General features: G+C 72.8%; 13 protein-coding genes. 7 read left to right on the top strand and 6 right to left on the bottom strand.

Going from position 1 to position 15,245, the window contains the following annotated elements:
* Positions 1–76: 76 nt before the first annotated feature.
* A complete protein-coding gene (gene cyc2 / locus ACZ7GZ_RS02495) occupies positions 77–2,275 on the bottom strand; it encodes a germacradienol/geosmin synthase Cyc2 (RefSeq protein WP_471020258.1) in 2,199 nt (732 codons plus the stop codon).
* Between the two features lie 135 nt (positions 2,276–2,410).
* Between cyc2 and ACZ7GZ_RS02490 the strand changes: the two genes are divergently transcribed.
* Together ACZ7GZ_RS02490 and ACZ7GZ_RS02485 are read left to right on the top strand one after the other, a co-directional pair.
* Entirely contained in the window at positions 2,411–3,331 is a 921-nt protein-coding gene (locus ACZ7GZ_RS02490) for an alpha/beta fold hydrolase (RefSeq protein WP_471020256.1), read from the top strand.
* A gap of 2 nt (positions 3,332–3,333) precedes the next feature.
* Positions 3,334–4,590, top strand: a complete 1,257-nt coding sequence (locus ACZ7GZ_RS02485) for a cytochrome P450 (protein ID WP_471020765.1) — start codon at positions 3,334–3,336, stop codon at positions 4,588–4,590.
* Here the strand turns inward: ACZ7GZ_RS02485 and ACZ7GZ_RS02480 are convergent.
* Positions 4,583–5,764, bottom strand: coding sequence for a damage-control phosphatase ARMT1 family protein (locus tag ACZ7GZ_RS02480; protein WP_471020255.1), 1,182 nt, complete (start codon positions 5,762–5,764; stop codon positions 4,583–4,585). The genes ACZ7GZ_RS02485 and ACZ7GZ_RS02480 overlap by 8 nt on opposite strands.
* 22 nt (positions 5,765–5,786) lie before the next feature.
* The gene (locus ACZ7GZ_RS02475; protein ID WP_471020253.1) at positions 5,787–6,434 is read right to left on the bottom strand and encodes a ScbR family autoregulator-binding transcription factor; all 648 of its coding nucleotides are present in this window, start codon (positions 6,432–6,434) and stop codon (positions 5,787–5,789) included.
* 505 nt (positions 6,435–6,939) lie between these two features.
* On the opposite strand from ACZ7GZ_RS02475, the gene ACZ7GZ_RS02470 reads away from it, so the two are divergent.
* A complete protein-coding gene (locus ACZ7GZ_RS02470; protein WP_471020250.1) occupies positions 6,940–7,779 on the top strand; it encodes a lytic polysaccharide monooxygenase auxiliary activity family 9 protein in 840 nt (279 codons plus the stop codon).
* An 18-nt stretch (positions 7,780–7,797) separates the two neighbouring features.
* Here ACZ7GZ_RS02470 and ACZ7GZ_RS02465 read toward each other — a convergent pair whose 3' ends face one another.
* Complete coding sequence (locus tag ACZ7GZ_RS02465) at positions 7,798–8,451, bottom strand: Tat pathway signal sequence domain protein (protein ID WP_471020248.1); 654 nt, start codon at positions 8,449–8,451, stop codon at positions 7,798–7,800.
* Positions 8,452–9,151: 700 nt separating this feature from the next.
* On the opposite strand from ACZ7GZ_RS02465, the gene ACZ7GZ_RS02460 reads away from it, so the two are divergent.
* Together ACZ7GZ_RS02460 and ACZ7GZ_RS02455 are read left to right on the top strand one after the other, a co-directional pair.
* Complete coding sequence (locus tag ACZ7GZ_RS02460) at positions 9,152–9,847, top strand: DUF6230 family protein (protein WP_471020247.1); 696 nt, start codon at positions 9,152–9,154, stop codon at positions 9,845–9,847.
* A gap of 5 nt (positions 9,848–9,852) precedes the next feature.
* On the top strand, positions 9,853–10,305 hold the full coding sequence (locus ACZ7GZ_RS02455; RefSeq protein WP_471020245.1) for a DUF6114 domain-containing protein: 453 nt from the start codon (positions 9,853–9,855) through the stop codon (positions 10,303–10,305).
* A 292-nt stretch (positions 10,306–10,597) separates the two neighbouring features.
* Here the strand turns inward: ACZ7GZ_RS02455 and ACZ7GZ_RS02450 are convergent, their stop codons facing one another.
* Together ACZ7GZ_RS02450 and ACZ7GZ_RS02445 are read right to left on the bottom strand one after the other, a co-directional pair.
* The gene (locus ACZ7GZ_RS02450; RefSeq protein WP_471020244.1) at positions 10,598–13,192 is read right to left on the bottom strand and encodes an HAD-IC family P-type ATPase; all 2,595 of its coding nucleotides are present in this window, start codon (positions 13,190–13,192) and stop codon (positions 10,598–10,600) included.
* Positions 13,193–13,196: 4 nt separating this feature from the next.
* On the bottom strand, positions 13,197–13,565 hold the full coding sequence (locus tag ACZ7GZ_RS02445; protein WP_471020241.1) for an ArsR/SmtB family transcription factor: 369 nt from the start codon (positions 13,563–13,565) through the stop codon (positions 13,197–13,199).
* 166 nt (positions 13,566–13,731) lie between these two features.
* Between ACZ7GZ_RS02445 and ACZ7GZ_RS02440 the strand changes: the two genes are divergently transcribed.
* Together ACZ7GZ_RS02440 and ACZ7GZ_RS02435 are read left to right on the top strand one after the other, a co-directional pair.
* Entirely contained in the window at positions 13,732–14,187 is a 456-nt protein-coding gene (locus ACZ7GZ_RS02440) for a tellurite resistance TerB family protein (protein WP_451007245.1), read from the top strand.
* Positions 14,188–14,224: 37 nt separating this feature from the next.
* Positions 14,225–15,217, top strand: a complete 993-nt coding sequence (locus ACZ7GZ_RS02435; protein ID WP_471020239.1) for an Lrp/AsnC family transcriptional regulator — start codon at positions 14,225–14,227, stop codon at positions 15,215–15,217.
* Positions 15,218–15,245 lie beyond the last annotated feature (28 nt).

Below are 15,245 nucleotides of genomic sequence, written 5' to 3'. Positions count from 1 at the left end.
CTTGCTCCACAAGACTCACGAGGACTCACCGAAGTTCCCAGAATGCCCGCTTCCGTACGCGAGGATTCCGCGATCGTCAGCCGAGCGACGGGGCCGGGCCCAGCGACAGGGTCGGTACGAGCGACAGGGCCGGCACGGCGGGGGCGCGGTCGGGCAGGAAACCGTGCGAACGGCGGCCCAGCCACTCGGCCTTGTAGCGGTCGACCTCGCGGTGCCAGTTCAGGATCCCGGCGAGCCAGTTCTGCAGGTCGCGGACGTAACCGTCCATGGCGGCGCGAGCCTGCCCCGACAGCGCGAAGTCGTCGTAGAGCAGGGGCAGTTCGTGCGCGATGACGTGTTCGAACTGCCGCATGCGCTGGGTGGTCAGGTCATGGACGACACCGAGCGCGGTCGGGTAGTCGACGCCGAAGAAGTTCTGCACCACCAGGACACAGTTGTGGATCTCGCCCTCGTACTCGATCTCCTTCTGGTACGAGAAGATGTCGTTGAGGAGACAGGCGTAGTCGATGGCGGCGTTCTCCAGTGAGCGCACCGGCCCGCTGCGGTACACCTCCGGCGGTACGGCGGGCCCCTGGCCCATCCGGCACAGGCTCAGGGTGAGGTCGGAGCCGAAGGTGGCGCGCCGCATCTCCAGGTAGTCGACCGGGTCGGGGATGCGGTTCTGCAGCTGGTTGGACAGCTCCCACACCCAGCTCTCGGTCATCGTGTCCACGGCCGCCTTCAGGGTGCGCCGCTGGTCGGCGGTCATGCCGGCCGTCGTCCGCGCCCACAGGTCGATCAGTCCCCGCTCCATCGCGTCGGCCGGGACGAGGGCCGGCTCGCCCGCCACGGGCATGCACTGTGAGAGCCGGGCCGTGGTCAACCGGGCGGCGGCGAGGTCTCGGCGGTGGCCGTGGACCAGCGGGTAGTAGTCGTCACCGTACGTCCCCCATGCGAGCCACTGGGCGCTGAGGTCGAGCGCCTCGGGGGAGGCGTCCGGGTCCAGGCCCGCGGAGCACAGCGCGAGGTCGAAGGCGGCGAGTTTGTCCTCGTCCCAGACGCCCTCCTCCAGGATGCCCATGCCGTGCGACCAGGCGACGAGGTTGCGCCGGGCGCCGTCCAGGTGGGGGCTCAGTTCGAGCCGGTACGGCATGGGGAACTCGGGCAGGAGGGACGGGCCGACCTTCTGGAACGGAACGTGGGTGTAGGCGCGCAGGCGTTCCTGCGCGGCCGAGGCGAGAAGCGCGCCGACGTCGGCGGCCGAGGTGCCGGGGCCGCTCGGCAGCTGCCAGGGCGAGTCGGGGCGGGCGCCCTTGTTCATGTAGCGGCTGGAGCGCATGTGCCATTCGTGGCCGCCCGACTGCCAGTCCTGAAGTCCCTTGGCGTAGGCGGCGACCGCGGCGGTCTCCGCCGGGGTGAGGCCCTTCTCCAGGGCGACGGCCGGGACTTCGGTGAACGCGGTGTGCTCGAACTGGTGCAGGCGCGAGGTGAGGATGTCGTTGACGGTCTCGGCGGCCTCCTGGGTCGTACAGCCGAAGAAGGTCTGCAGGACGAGCACGCCGTTGCTGTTCTCGCCCTCCTCCTCGACCTCGCGCTGGTAGGAGAAGAGGTCGTTGCGCAGGTGGACGCCGTCGGAGAAGGTCTCCATCAGGACGCGCAGCGGCCGGGTGCCGGCGACGGCGGCCGGCACCTCGGCGGTCGCGTACTCCACGAGTCCGGCCGACCACGGGGCGCCGCCCACCTTGCGGCGCATCTCGATGTACTCGACGGGGTTGGCGATCCGCCCCTCGCTGATGTTCGACAGCTCCCACATCGACTCGTTGAGCAGGTGCTCGGTGGCCACGGAGAAGCGGCGGCGCCAGTCCACGGACATCTTCGGCACCGTGCGCGCCCACAGGTCCTTCAGGCCCGCCTCGACGGGATTCTCCGGCTCCGGCACTGGGGTTGCCAGGTCGAGCGGCATGAACAGCGGCAGGCGGTCCAGGTGGGCCTTGCCGGCCGCGCGGTCCTGGGTGCGCTTGTACATGTCGAGGAAGTGGTCGTCGAAGAAGAACACCCACACGTACCAGTCGGTGATCAGCGAGAGGGCCGGTCCGTCGCAGTCGGGGTGGGTGTAGGAACACAGCAGCCCGTAGTCGTGCGCCTCCAGGTCTGCCTGCTCCCAGATCCCGGAGCCTTCCAGCATGCCCATCCCGCGTGCCCACTCGGTGGAGTGGGCACGCGCCTCGTCGAGGTGCGGGTTGAGCCGCGCGGGATACGGCATGTAGAAGTGCGGGAGTACGAACGGCTGCGTCATGGCCGGGGCCCTACCCGTGGCCCTCAACGCCCATCCCCCGCGCGGGACATGATCACACCATCGCGTGAACCGCCCGCGGAACGCCCCCTGGCCGGCCTCCTTGCCGTGTCCCCGTGCTCAGGCCACGGTAGGCGCATGACCTCTTTCGTGCTGCCCCATGAGGTGCACGGCGACGGCGCCCACAAGGTGTTCGCCGTGCACGGCTGGTTCGCCGACCGGTCCGCCTACGCGGCCGTCCTGCCGGATCTCGACCGTGCCGCCTTCACCTACGCGCTCGTCGACCTGCGCGGCTACGGCGAGGCCCGGGACGCCGCCGGCTCGTACACGACGGCCGAGGCGGCCGCCGACCTGGTGGAGCTGGCCGACCGGCTGGGCTGGGAGCGGTTCTCGGTGGTCGGGCACTCCATGGGCGGGGCGGTGGCACAGCGGCTGCTCGGGCTCACCCCGCACCGGCTGCGGCGGATCGTCGGCGTCTCCCCGGTGCCCGCCTCGGGCCTGCCGCTGGCCGGCGAGCAGGCCGCGCTCTTCACGGACGCCGCGCACCGGCCGGAGAACCGGCGCGCGATCATCGACGTCACCACCGGGGGCCGGCGCCCTGCCGTCTGGCTGGACCGGATGGTCGCCCGCTCGCTGGAGCGCAGCGATGCTAAGGCGTTCCGGGCCTGGCTGGACTCGTGGGCGGGCCAGGACTTCCACGCCGGCGTCGCGGGCAGCGGGGTTCCCGCCCTGGCCGTGGCCGGCGCGCTCGACCCGGCCCTGTCGCCCGAGGTGATGCGGCAGACCTGGATGTCCTGGTACCCACGCGCCGAACTCGTGACACTGCCGTCCGCCGGGCACTACGCGATGGACGAGTGCCCACTGGAACTCGTGCGCACGGTGGAGGACTTCCTGCGGGCGGACGGCGGCGGGCCGGTGGGGGTCGCGGACGGCGAGGGGCGCCAGGTCGGCGAAGGGCATACGGGCGGGGAAGGGCACGCGGGAGGGAAGGGGCACGGGGGCTGGGAGCAGGCGGCAGCCGGGGGGGCTGGTGCCGAGGTACCGGGCGGGGCGGCGTGAGGGTGGGTGAGGTGCCGTTCGTTCCCGATGTGTTCGACCCGCGCCGGTACGCCGCCGGTGTGCCCCATGACGACTACCGCGTACTGCGCGACCACCATCCGGTCGCCTGGCAGGAGGAGCCGGAGGTGCTGGGCTGGCCGGCCGGGCCGGGGTTCTGGGCGGTGACCCGGCACGCGGACGTCGTCCGGGTGCTGAAGGATGCCGCGACGTACTCCTCCCACCTCGGCGCGACCCAGATCCGCGACCCGGACCCGGAGGACCTGCCGTTCATCCGCGGCATGATGCTCAATCAGGATCCCCCGTGGCATGGGCGCTTGCGGCGACTGGTGAGCCGGGCGTTCACACCGGGCCGGGTCGACCGGTTCGCGGCGCTCGCCCGGGAGCGGGCGCGCACCCTGCTCGCCGGGGCGCTTCGGCAGGCGCGGGAAGGGGACGGCAGGGTGGATCTGGTGGCCTCCGTCACCGACGAGTACGCCCTGCTCAACCTGGCGGATCTGCTGGGCGTCCCGGAGAGCGACCGGCGGCTGCTGCTGCACTGGACGCAGCGGGTCATCGGCTACCAGGACCCGGACGAGGCCGGTCCCCCGGTGCTGGACGAGGCGGGCAAGCCGGTCAATCCACGCTCCCCGGCGATGCTGAAGGACATGTTCGCCTATGCACGTCACCTGGCCGCACACAAACGGCGTCACCCCGCGGACGACGTCATGACCACCCTCGCGGCCGACGCCGGACTCACCGACGCCGAGCTGGAGATGTTCTTCTTCCTGCTCACCGTCGCCGGCAACGACACCGTGCGCGGCGCGGCCCCCGGCGGGCTGCTGGCGCTGGCGGAGCACCCGGAGGCGTACCAGTCGCTGCGGACGGGCAAGACGGAACTTCCGCACGCGGTCGAGGAGCTGCTGCGCTGGCATCCACCCGTGCTGACCTTCCGCCGGACCGCCGTGCGGGACACCGAGCTGGCGGGGCGACGGATCCGGGCCGGTGACAAGGTCGTGGTCTTCCACGCTTCGGCCAACCGGGACGAGCGGGTCTTCACCGATCCCGCCCGGCTCGACCCGGCCCGCTCCCCCAACCCGCACGTGTCCTTCGGCGACGGCCCGCACGTGTGCCTGGGCGCCCACTTCGCGCGGCTTCAGCTACGGCTGCTCTACGAGGAGGTGCTGAGCGCACTTCCCGAGCCGCGGCTCGCCGGACCGGCCGGACGGCTCGTGTCCAACTTCATCAACGGCATCACGTCATTGCCACTGCAGGTCACTTGACGTCGACCTGGATCAGCGCGTGCGTGCCGCTGGTGCGCCAGCGCCGGCCCTCGGTCGCCACCAGCGCGGCCTCGGTCGCCGCGGACAGACCGGTGATCACATCGGACTTCAGGGTGCGCAGCGCGGCGACCGGACCGGGGAAGTAGGCGGTGGTCTCCTGGAAGGGCGTGGTCGGCGGCCACAGCCGGTCGCCCACCAGACGCCGGTAGTTGAGATCCCCCTTGAAGACGGTCAGCGTGGCCGCGGCGAACTCGGCGCGCAGGTCGTCCGGCATCTCCGCATACGGCAGCGGGGCGCAGGAGAAGGGGTGGGCGCGTACGGTGAGGCGGCCGTCGGCCATCGCCGACCACAGCACGCGCGCGTACTCGACGGCCGCGCCGGAGGCGCTGCGCAGCCGGTGCAGCGCGTCGACGACGTCGGCGGTCGTGGCGTCGGAGACGTAGTACGGGTGCGGCTTGACGTGCAGGACCGCCCGCGCCGCCCGGCCCTCGGCCAGGAGATGGGCGATCAGCAGCAGGTCCGGGACGAGTTCGCGGCCCGCGTTGTCGGCGACCAGGGCGAGCGTGGCCGTGCCGCCGGGCGGCAGCAGTGACCACAGGGCCGCGCTGTCGTCGGCGACCAGCGCGGGAGCCGGATCCCGGGCCTCGGAGCCCTCGGCGGAGAGCCGGAAGCCCAGGTCGGCGCGGTTGCCCCACAGCGAGCCGTGCAGCAGGGCGCGCGCCCGCTCCTGCTCGGGCAGGCCGGGCAGGACATCCAGCGCGGCCAGTTCCTCGTCGGTCTCCGGTGCGTCGAGTTCGGCGCGTTTGAACGGGCGGAAGGGGTCGATGCCCTGCCAGGCGCCGGGACCGAACCAGCCGACGGCGTCGAGCAGCCGCCGGTAGAAGTAGCTCTCGGACCACAGCCACGGCACGTCGTACCAGGAGCGTCCGGCGCAGCCGGCCAGGCCCCACTCCTGCCACCGGTCCCGGTCCGGGGCATCGGCGGTCAGCGGCTCGACGGTCCCCTGGGCGCAGCTCTTCAGCAGCTCGTCCAGCGCCCGGTGCTGCCCGGGGCCGTACGGGAAGGCGTCCCGTACCTGCCGGATGATCGCGGGGTGGCGTTCGGCCAGCACGCTGTGCGGGAACGAGCCGGGTTCGTTGCCGAGGATCACGGGTGCGAACGGGGTGTCGGGCATGTCCGTCACCGTATCGCGGGCGTCAGGCGGTTCTGATCTCCCGCTCCAGCTGCGTGGCGAGGGTGACGTAACGGGGGCGGCGGTGCACCGGGACCAGGCCCCGGATCAGGAGGTGCCACATCTCGGCGACCCGGCGCGGAAGCCGTCCTACCGGTTCGAGCGAGCGGCCGGCGACCCGGGTGCCGACGAAGAAGGCGACGAGCGAGTGGGCGACGATACCGACGTCGAGATCGCTGTGCACATCGGCCTCTCTGACGGCCGCGGTGAACTTCCGGGTCGCGAAGTCCAGCCACTCCGTGAACGGGTGCCGCAGCGGCGGCCGTACGGCGACGTCGGCGGTCGCGAGGCGGAGCGCGGCGCGCGGCACCGGGTCCTCCACGGCGAGCCGGGCGACCCCGAACGTGGCGCGCATCAGAGCCTCCAGCGAGGAGTAGCCGCGACGCTCGACCTCGGCGACGAGCTTCCACGCGGCCCTGGCGTTGAGTTCGAGTATGGCGTGCGCGAGGTCCTCCTTGGCGGCGAAGTGGAAGTACAGGGCGCCCTTGGTGACCTTCGCGTGTGCGACGATGTCGCTCAGACTGGTGGACTCGTAGCCGTGCCGGTCGAACAGATCGGCAGCGGCCGTGATGATCGTTGCCCGGGTCTGCTCGGCGCGTAACTGCCTCGCCATCCTGGGACCCCTCCTCGCGACTCGAACGAACGGGACATGCGGTTTGTTTTAACCCCTTGCACACGATAACTCACCCATGTGCAGCGGAAGTCCGGGGCGTGGGCCATGGGCGCGACACGTGTCACCGGCGGATCGGGCAGCGGACGGTTCCTCGGCGGTCCGTGAGCGGACGAGACCAGAGCGGTTCCTTCCCTTCGTTGCCCGACTGTCCTCGGCAGCCGCGGGGCGGCGGGTGCCGGACCCATGATCGCCACGATACGAGGCCGACGGCCGGCTCCTCAACGGGGTCTGGAAGCAGGCGCGAAACATCCCAACCGGTCGGTGCTTTCACGCCCCTGGCTCACCGATGCGCCGGTTCGCGGATCACCGATGCGCCGGTTCGCGATCGTCGCTGCGCCGGTCCGGCTGAACGGTTGATGCGCCGGTCCGGCTGAACGCACGGACCGGCTCCGCCGTACTGGACGCCGCAGACCCCCGTTCCCGCGCCGCCGAGGAGAGGTCCCGGATGACTCGGACGACCCGGACGACCGCCCGCCTGAGCGTCGTGGCGGCCGCCGCCGCGGCCCCGCTCCTGCTCCTGTCGTGGGCGGCGGGGTCTGCCCAGGCGCATGGAGCCCCCACGGACCCGGTCAGCCGGGTCTACGCCTGTTCCCCCGAGGGCGGCGACGCCACCCGCTCGGCGGCCTGCCGGGCCGCGGTCACGGCGAACGGCGCTCCGTTCACGGCGTGGGACAACCTGCGCGTGGCCGGGGTGAACGGCCGCGACCGGCAGGTGATTCCGGACGGCAGACTGTGCAGCGGGAACCTGCCGGCGTACCGGGGCCTGGACCTGGCCCGGCCCGACTGGCCGGCGACCCGGCTGACGCCCGGCGGCAGGCTGAAGATGACGTACGCCTCGACGATCGCACACACGGGGACGTTCCGGCTGTACCTCACCAAGCCCGGATACAACCCGCGGAAACCGCTTGCGTGGTCCGATCTGCCGGAGCGGCCCTTCATCCGGGTCACCGATCCGCCGCTGCGGAACGGGGCGTATCACATCGATGCGACGCTGCCCGCCGACCGGACAGGGCATCAGATCCTGTACACCGTCTGGCAGAACAGCAGCACGCCGGACACGTACTACTCGTGTTCCGACGTGGTGTTCACAGAGAAGCGGGCGAAGGGGGCAGGGGCCGCGAAGGCGGCGACGGCGCGTCCGGCTCCCTCCGTCGCCGGCACACCGGTGGCGGAGGGCTCGCGGGCGGGCTCCGGCCCCTCGGCGCCCGTACTGACGGGCGGCGCCGCCGCGGTGCTGGTGCTCACCGGGGGCGCCGCGCTCGCAGTGCGGCTACGACGCCGCTGAACTCCGCGTACGGGCAGCTCAGTTGACGTAGACCCGGGCGCCGCCGTCCGTCACGGGCGCGTACTTGGCGGTGAAGTAGCCGTTCGCGAAACACAGCGACGAACCGGAGGACTTGGTGAACTGCTGGTTGACGAACCCGATGCCGCTGTCGGTGTTGTCGGTCTTCCCGGTCAGACCGGGCGCCTGGTAGACGCAGGTGATGGTGCCCAGCAGGGTGCGCAGCTTGACCGTGGTCTGGATGGTGGAGCCACTGGGCGGCGACACGGTGAGGGTGCCGTCGGAGGCGACGGTCGCCGTGTAGGGCAGGTGGTCGACGGTGATGCTGCTCACGCCGGTGACACCGGTGACGTTGCTGGTGCAGGAGCTGGGGTCGAAGGTGTGCCCGGTGACGGACTCGGTGGCTGTGCCCGGGGCGGTCGGGTTGCCGGTGACCGTGGCGGTGAACTGGGAGGACGTGCATGTGACGCCGCTGGTGCCGGTCGCACTGGAGTAGAGCGTGGCGGACGTGCCGGAGGCCAGGGGCGCGGTGAGGGTGTCGCCGGTCGCCACGGCGGTGCCGCCCGCGCTGCCGGTGGTGAGGACGGCGCTGCCGTCGGCGGAGGCGGGGGCGGCCACCGCGAGGGCGAGCGCGGTGGCGGTGCCGGCAAGGGCGAGGAGGGATCGGGTGCGCATGCGGGTGCCTCTTTCCTGGGTGGGGTCCGGGTGAGGTGGGTGGGGGGTGGCGGTGGCGCCGTGAGATCTGCGCGGTCAGGGTGGCGCGGGTGGTGTGCGGGGTGCCGCCGGCGCAGGGCCGTGGCGCCTTCTCCGTACGCGACGGACCGGCGACGGCGGCAGCCCGGACAACGGCCCAAGGGCCCCGGGCACCGGCGCAAGGCCCCGGGCACCGGCCGAAGGCCCGGGGGAAGGCCTTCGGCCGGTCCGGCGGCAGACAGCCGGCGGCAGCCGGGAACGGCCGGGCACGACCAGGGAGGAATGGTCGTGCGCAGCCGCACCGATGTGAGCGGTTTCCCCGGGCTGGGGTGAGCGGTCGGCTGAGACGGCCGGGGACACGGCCGGTACCGCTCGCCGGATCCGGCGCCACGGATCCTTGAAACAGGGGAATTTGTAGACCTGATCGGTCGTCAACGTCAAGATGCCCAGGGGCAGTTGTGGCGTGCGGTCGCCGTCCCGCGCACATCCGACACCCTTTTTTCACAACTCCCTTGACCCCTAAAAGTAACCGGCGGTAACTTCCTCGCAGGCTACCGCCGCGTAACGAGAAAGCCCTTGCTCCGCCGGGGTGCGAGGAGGCGTACGCGGCAGTCGCTGTCCGCGCCAGGACACCGCGCCGCTGAAGCCCAGCCCGCATTGATCCATGCCCATGGGAGCAGACATGGCCTCGTCCCCGGACGTCCCGTCCGCCGGCAACACACCCGAGAACCCGGGAAACGGTTCACCATCCGAAGCCCAACAGGCCGGGACCGCCGCAGGCGCCGAGAGACGGGGCCGGGTCCGGGCCCGCCGGGCCGCGGTGATGGCGGTACCCGCCACGCTCGTCGCCGCCGGTCTCGCGGTGCTCACCGCACAGGGGGCGCTGGGCGTGCAGTTCGCGATCTCCGGAATGCCGTTCACGGTCACCGCGACGGAACTCGACGGAACCGGTTTCGAGCAGTTCGGCGGCCTCGACAACATGGCCGACGGCAGCCCGAACGCCGGGGACAGCGGCGGCCAGGTGCTGGTGGTGACCTCCGCGATCAAAAAGGCCACGCTCACCAAGCTGTGCCAGAGCGTCGACCTAGGCGGCACCAATCTGCTGATCACGGCGGGAGGCGGTGCGGACAAGGTGGTCGCGCGCGACCTCACCACCGACTCCACCGAACTGTCCGGCAACGCGGCGTTCAAGAACATCGAGATCGGCAACGACGCCAGCACGCTGAACAAGGCGAACGCGAAGGGGCCGATCGGCGTCTTCAGCCAGCAGGCCGACACCGTGCACATCGGGAAACTGCGGCAGACGAACTACGCGACGACCGCCGGGGTGTTCAAGCTTCCCGGTCTCAATCTGCGCTTCAGCGGCTCGGGTTGCTGATCCGGGTGACCGACCGTCCACGTCAGGGAGCGCGGGCGGCCTTCCGTGGCTGGCGGGCCCGTCGGCCGTTCTGGGGCGGGCTGCTGCTCGCCCTGGCCGGCGGGGAGATCCTGTTCACCGAGAAGGCCTCGCTGAAGGTCGTGATGCACATCGGCGTGCAGGGGCTGGCCGGCTACCTGCTGCCGACGCTGATGGCGCTCCTGGGTCTGCTGATCCTCTTCAACCCCGCGCAGCGGCTGTTCTACTCCCTCACCGGCGTCCTGGTCTCCCTCGGCACCTGGGTCACCTCCAACCTCGGCGGCTTCTTCGTCGGCCTCCTGCTCGGCATCACCGGCAGCTGCCTCACCTTCGGCTGGCTCCCCGACCAGCAGCCGCGCGTCAGCCGCCGCACACGCCGAAAGCAGAAGCAGGCGAGGGCGGGCGCGGTGGCGGAGGCGGCGGAGAGTACGGCGGTCTGACGGAACGGAGGGGGCGGAGGGCACGGCCCCCTGTCGGTGCGAAGGGGCTCAGGCGGGGTCACCTGGCCGTGCGGCGGCGTTCGGCCGGTTCAGCCTTCGGCCGGGCGCCGTGAGAGGCACGAGGCTGTATCCGCCGGCCGGCCAGCACCGCATCAAGGACTCCGCCGGCCAACTGGGCGTGCCGGCGGAGCCCGGCGCGCCGTTCTCGTCCTTCGTCGCCCTGCGCATGGACTTGCCCCGAAGCGGGGGGAGCACGACGGCGGTGATCAGCCCCTTCTTCGGGGACCGGAACTCACCGCCGGCGCCGCGCGTGGCGGATCCTCGCCGCGGTGAGCGCCAGGGCGTACAGGCCGAGAACGGCGGCGAGCAGCAGGTGGTACGCGGCGGGCAGGGCGGTCATGCCGAGCGCGGCGCCCAGCGGACTGGGCGGTACGGCGAGTCCGACGGCGGCGAGGAGCGCGGCGGCCCGGCCGACCGGACCGGGCCGGCCGCCGCAGGCGAGGCGCCGGCCGTCCCGCAGGAGGAGCATCACCAGTGCCTGGGTGAGCAGGTTCTCGGTGAACCAGGCGGAGTGGAACACGGCTTGGTCGTCCAGGGCGTCGGGGCCGTTCAGGGCGAGGGCGAGGACGCCGAAGGTGGCGAGGTCGGCGACGGCGTTGAGCACGCCGAAGCCGGTGATGAACCGCAGGAAGGCGGGTGGCCGCAGCACGGTGGGCCGGCGCAGCTCGTGCGGGGCGGGGCGGTCGTGGGCGAAGGCGAGCTGGGCGGTGTCGAAACACAGGTTCTGCGCGAGCACCTGGACCGGGAGCATCGGCAGGAAGGGCAGGGTCAGTCCGGCGGCGAGCATGGCGAGGACGTTGCCGAGGTTGGAGGAGAGGGTCACGCGCAGATAGGCGGCGATGTTGGCGCTGCTGTGCCGGCCGGCCGTGACGGCGTGTCCGATGGCGGTGAGGTCCTTCTCGGCGAGCACGACGTCGGCGCTCTCCCGGGCCACCGCGACGGCTCCGCGCGGCGCGATGCCGACGTCGGCGGCGAGCAGCGCGGGTACGTCGTTGACGCCGTCCCCGAGAAAGCCGACGGTGTGTCCGGCAGCACGCAGCCCCGCGACGGCCCGGGCCTTGTCCTCGGGAGTACAGCGGGCCACAACCGTGGTGGCCCCGGCCGGGAACCCCCCGGCTTCCTCGACCGCGAACCGGCCGGCGCCGTCCCGGACTTCGCGTACGCCGCCCGAAGCCCCGCCAGGACCGCCCCGCACCTCGTCGACGCGAAGCACTCCCCCGCCGCCCCTGGCGCTGTGTACCTCGCCGACCTCCAGACCCAGTTCCCGGCAGACGCGGGCCGCCGTGGCGGGATGGTCGCCGGTGAGGACGTGGATCCGGATGCCGAGGGCGGTGAGGGCGCGCAGGGAGTCGGCGGCGCCGGGGGTGGGTTCGTCGTGGAAGGTGACCAGGCCGCGGAAGGTGAGCCCGCGCTCGTCGGCGGGCGTGTACGGGCGGGTGCGGGCGGGCCGTTCGGCGGTGGCGACGGCCAGTACGCGCTGTCCGGTCTGCGCCTCGCGTGCGGCCAGCGCCAGCAGCCGCTGCCGCTCGCCGACCGGCAGGTCGCAGCGTTCCAGGACGTCCTCGGCGGCTCCCGTGGTGATCAGCAGGTGGTGGCCGGGGCGGGCGGCGAGGACGGCGGTCGCGAGGCGCCGGCCGGGCGCGGCCGGCAGGGCGGCGAGTCCGTCGTACTCCTCGCCCACGGCTCCCGCGACGTCGAGCAGGGCCTCGTCGAGGGCGTCCGGGGCGGGCAGTTCGGCGAGTTGCAGGGTCCACCAGGCACCGACGGCCGCCCAGCGCAGCACCTCCGGGTCGTCTCGGCCGTCGGGTCCGAGGGAGCGGGCGGCGACGGGCCGGTCCTGGGTGAGGGTGCCGGTCTTGTCCACGCACAGCACGTCGATCGCGCCGAGGTCGTGCAGCGCGGGCAGCCGTCGTACGACGACCCGGCGGGTCCGGGCCAGCAGGGCGGCACTTCGCGCGAGGCACGTGGTGACGATCACCGGGAGCATCTCGGGGGTCAGTCCCACGGCCACCGAGACGGCGAACGGCAGCGTCTGCAGGCCCCGGCCGCACAGCGCCGCGCCCGCCATGAGCACCAGCGGCGGGGTGAGCAGCATGAACCGGACCAGCACCCAGGCGATGCCGCGCACGGACCGGTCGAAGGCGCTGGGCTCGCGCGGCTCGGGCGCCCGCTGGGCGGCGCCGAACCGGGTACGTGCCCCGGTCGCCACGACGACCGCGGTCGCGCTGCCCGCGACGACCGCGCTGCCCTGGAAGCACTGCGTGGACTCGCTGTGCGGCTCCGGCAGGTCGGCGGCGGCCTTGGGCACGGGCGCGGACTCGCCGGTGAGCGCGTCCTGGCGCACGGTCAGCCCTCGGGCACGGAGCAGTCGTACGTCGGCGGGGACGAGGTCGCCGGGGCCGAGCCGTACGACGTCGCCGGGGACCAGGTCGGTCACCGGTACCTCGTGGGCGCGCGGTGCGGCGGTGTCGTCGGTGCGGCGCAGCACGGTGGCCGTGCCGACGACCAGTTCGCGCAAGGAGGTGAGCGAGCGGTCGGCGCGGCGCTCGCCCGCCGCGCGCAGTGCGCAGCTGACGGCGGCCAGGGCGAGGATCACCGCGGCGGTGCCCCGGGAGGCGACGAACGCCGAGACCAGGCCCAGGGTGAGCAGGACGGCGGTGAACGGCTCGCGCAGGCCGCGCAGACAGCGCCGGGGCCACGACGGGGTGTGCGGGCGGGGCGGGGTGTTGTCGCCGTGGGCGGCGAGCCGGGCCGCGGCCTCGGCGTCGGTGAGTCCGCGCGGGCCGGTGTCCAGGCGCCGCAGCACCTGGAGGGACGTTCCGGACACCGGGTCAGAGGCCGCGGAGGCGGCGGGCCGGGACCGCGGCGGCCGCGTCCCGTTCGGTGAGCCGGCCGACGAGCAGGCGTACGACGTCGACGACGGCCGCCTGTCCGGCGGCGTCCACGAAGTACACCTGGCGGCGGCCCTCGCGACGGGAGCGGACGAGTCCGGCGAGCTTCAGCTTGGTCAGGTGCTGACTGACGGCGGGCAGCGCACCGCCGACCCGCTCGGCGAGCCCGGTGACGTCGCTCTCGCCCTGGATCAGCGCCCACACGATGTGCAGCCGGGCCGGTGAGGCGAGCAGTCCGAAGGCGGCGGCCGCCTCGGTGAGCACCTCGGCGGAGGGGTCCTGGTGGCCGGTGCCGGGCGCTGTCGCCACTGTCGCCTTCCTCTGCTTCCTCGGTGTCGTCCCGTGTTCGGTCCGTGTGCGGGGACTCAGTCTAGGTCGGCAGGAACTTCCCGGCCGCCTCGTGAGTTTCTACGGTGTTGTAGAAGTTGCGCCGGTGTGCCGTGGCGGCGCCCGGCTGTTGACATGAGGAGTGCGCATGGCCCTGTGGGACCGCGTCAAGGAGTCCGCGTCGCAGATGCAGACCCAGTTGGTGGCGAAGAAGAACGACCTGAAGAGCGGCGCGTTCCGCGACGCGAGCATGGCGATGTGCGCGCTCGTGGCCGCCGCCGACGGGACGGTGGATCCCTCGGAGCGGCAGCGGGTGGCCCAGCTCATCGCGACGAACGAGGTGCTGCAGAACTTCCCGGCGGACGACCTCAGGCGCCGCTTCGAGGAGAACCTGAGCAAGCTGACGACCGACTTCGCCTTCGGCAAGGTGAGCGTGCTGCAGGAGATCGCCAAGGCGAAGAAGAAGCCGGCCGAGGCGCGGGCCGTGATCCAGATCGGCATCGTGATCGGCGGCGCGGACGGCGACTTCGACAAGACGGAGCAGGCCGTGGTGCGCGAGGCGTGCTACACGCTGGACCTGCCGCCGCACGAGTTCGACCTCTGAGCCGTACGGGCGTTGTCGCCGAGGGCAGGATGGGGGCATGCTCGACGATCTCGACCGTGCCCTCATCCACGCCCTGCACCTGGACGGCCGGGCGCCGTTCAGCACCATCGCCGAGGTGCTCGGGGTCTCGGCGCAGACCGTGGCCCGCCGCTACCGCCGGCTGCGCACGGAGGCCGGGCTGCGCGTGGTGGGCCTCGCCGACCCGGACCGGGCGGGCCGCACGCAGTGGCTGGTCCGGCTGACGGCGACGGCACGCTCGGCGCAGGACATCGCCACGGCCCTGGTGCGGCGGCCGGACACGTCCTGGGTGAAGCTGACTTCAGGGGGCACGGAGATCACGGCGGTGATCCACGCCCCGGCCGAGGACGCCTCCCCCGGCTCCCTCCTGCTGCACGACGTCCCGCGCACCGGCGGCATCACCGCCGTCTCCGCGCACTGTCTGCTGCACACCTACCTGGGCGGCCCCGCCAACTGGCGGCGCAGCGCCCGGGCCCTGGACGAGCGGCAGCAGGCGGCCTTGGAGCACCGGGAGAGCGCGGAGGCCGTACGGCAGCCGGGGCCGCAGGACGGCGCGTTGCTGGCCGCGCTGGAGCGGGACGGCCGGGCCGGGCCGGGGGAGCTGGCCCGGGTGACCGGATGGTCGCCCGCGACCGTGGCCCGGCGGCTGGCCGAACTGCGCGCGGCGGGCGCGCTGTTCTTCGACGTGGAGGTGGACGCCGGACTCTTCGGGGTGCGGACCCGGGCCCTGCTGTGGCTGTCGGTGCGGCCGGCGGACCAGGAGAAGGTCGCCGTCGCGCTGGCCGGCCATGACGAACTGGCCTTCGTGGCCGCGACGACCGGCCGCACCAACCTGGTCGCCCAGGCCCTGTGCCGCGACCCGGCCGACCTGCACCGCTACCTCACCCGCCGGCTGGGGGCGCTGCCGGAGATCGACGCGCTGGAAACCAGCCCGGTGCTGCGCACGCTCAAGGCGGCGAGTCCCGTACTGACGGATCTGGCTCGGCTACGACGCGGAGGTCCTGCCGGGTGAGACCGTACGCGGCTGCGGGTGCGTGGGG

It is taken from the genome of Streptomyces sp. NPDC037288 (genome assembly GCF_055603265.1).
This window is presented reverse-complemented; position numbering and strand designations above follow the sequence as displayed.

Bases quoted from the DNA above. Each gene is read 5' to 3' on its own strand.
- cyc2 (WP_471020258.1), bottom strand. From the start codon at position 2,275: ATGACGCAGCCGTTCGTACTCCCGCACTTCTACATGCCGTATCCCGCG.
- ACZ7GZ_RS02490 (WP_471020256.1), top strand. From the start codon at position 2,411: ATGACCTCTTTCGTGCTGCCCCATGAGGTGCACGGCGACGGCGCCCAC.
- ACZ7GZ_RS02480 (WP_471020255.1), bottom strand. From the start codon at position 5,764: ATGCCCGACACCCCGTTCGCACCCGTGATCCTCGGCAACGAACCCGGC.
- ACZ7GZ_RS02475 (WP_471020253.1), bottom strand. From the start codon at position 6,434: ATGGCGAGGCAGTTACGCGCCGAGCAGACCCGGGCAACGATCATCACG.
- ACZ7GZ_RS02470 (WP_471020250.1), top strand. From the start codon at position 6,940: ATGACTCGGACGACCCGGACGACCGCCCGCCTGAGCGTCGTGGCGGCC.
- ACZ7GZ_RS02465 (WP_471020248.1), bottom strand. From the start codon at position 8,451: ATGCGCACCCGATCCCTCCTCGCCCTTGCCGGCACCGCCACCGCGCTC.
- ACZ7GZ_RS02460 (WP_471020247.1), top strand. From the start codon at position 9,152: ATGGCCTCGTCCCCGGACGTCCCGTCCGCCGGCAACACACCCGAGAAC.
- ACZ7GZ_RS02440 (WP_451007245.1), top strand. From the start codon at position 13,732: ATGGCCCTGTGGGACCGCGTCAAGGAGTCCGCGTCGCAGATGCAGACC.
- ACZ7GZ_RS02435 (WP_471020239.1), top strand. From the start codon at position 14,225: ATGCTCGACGATCTCGACCGTGCCCTCATCCACGCCCTGCACCTGGAC.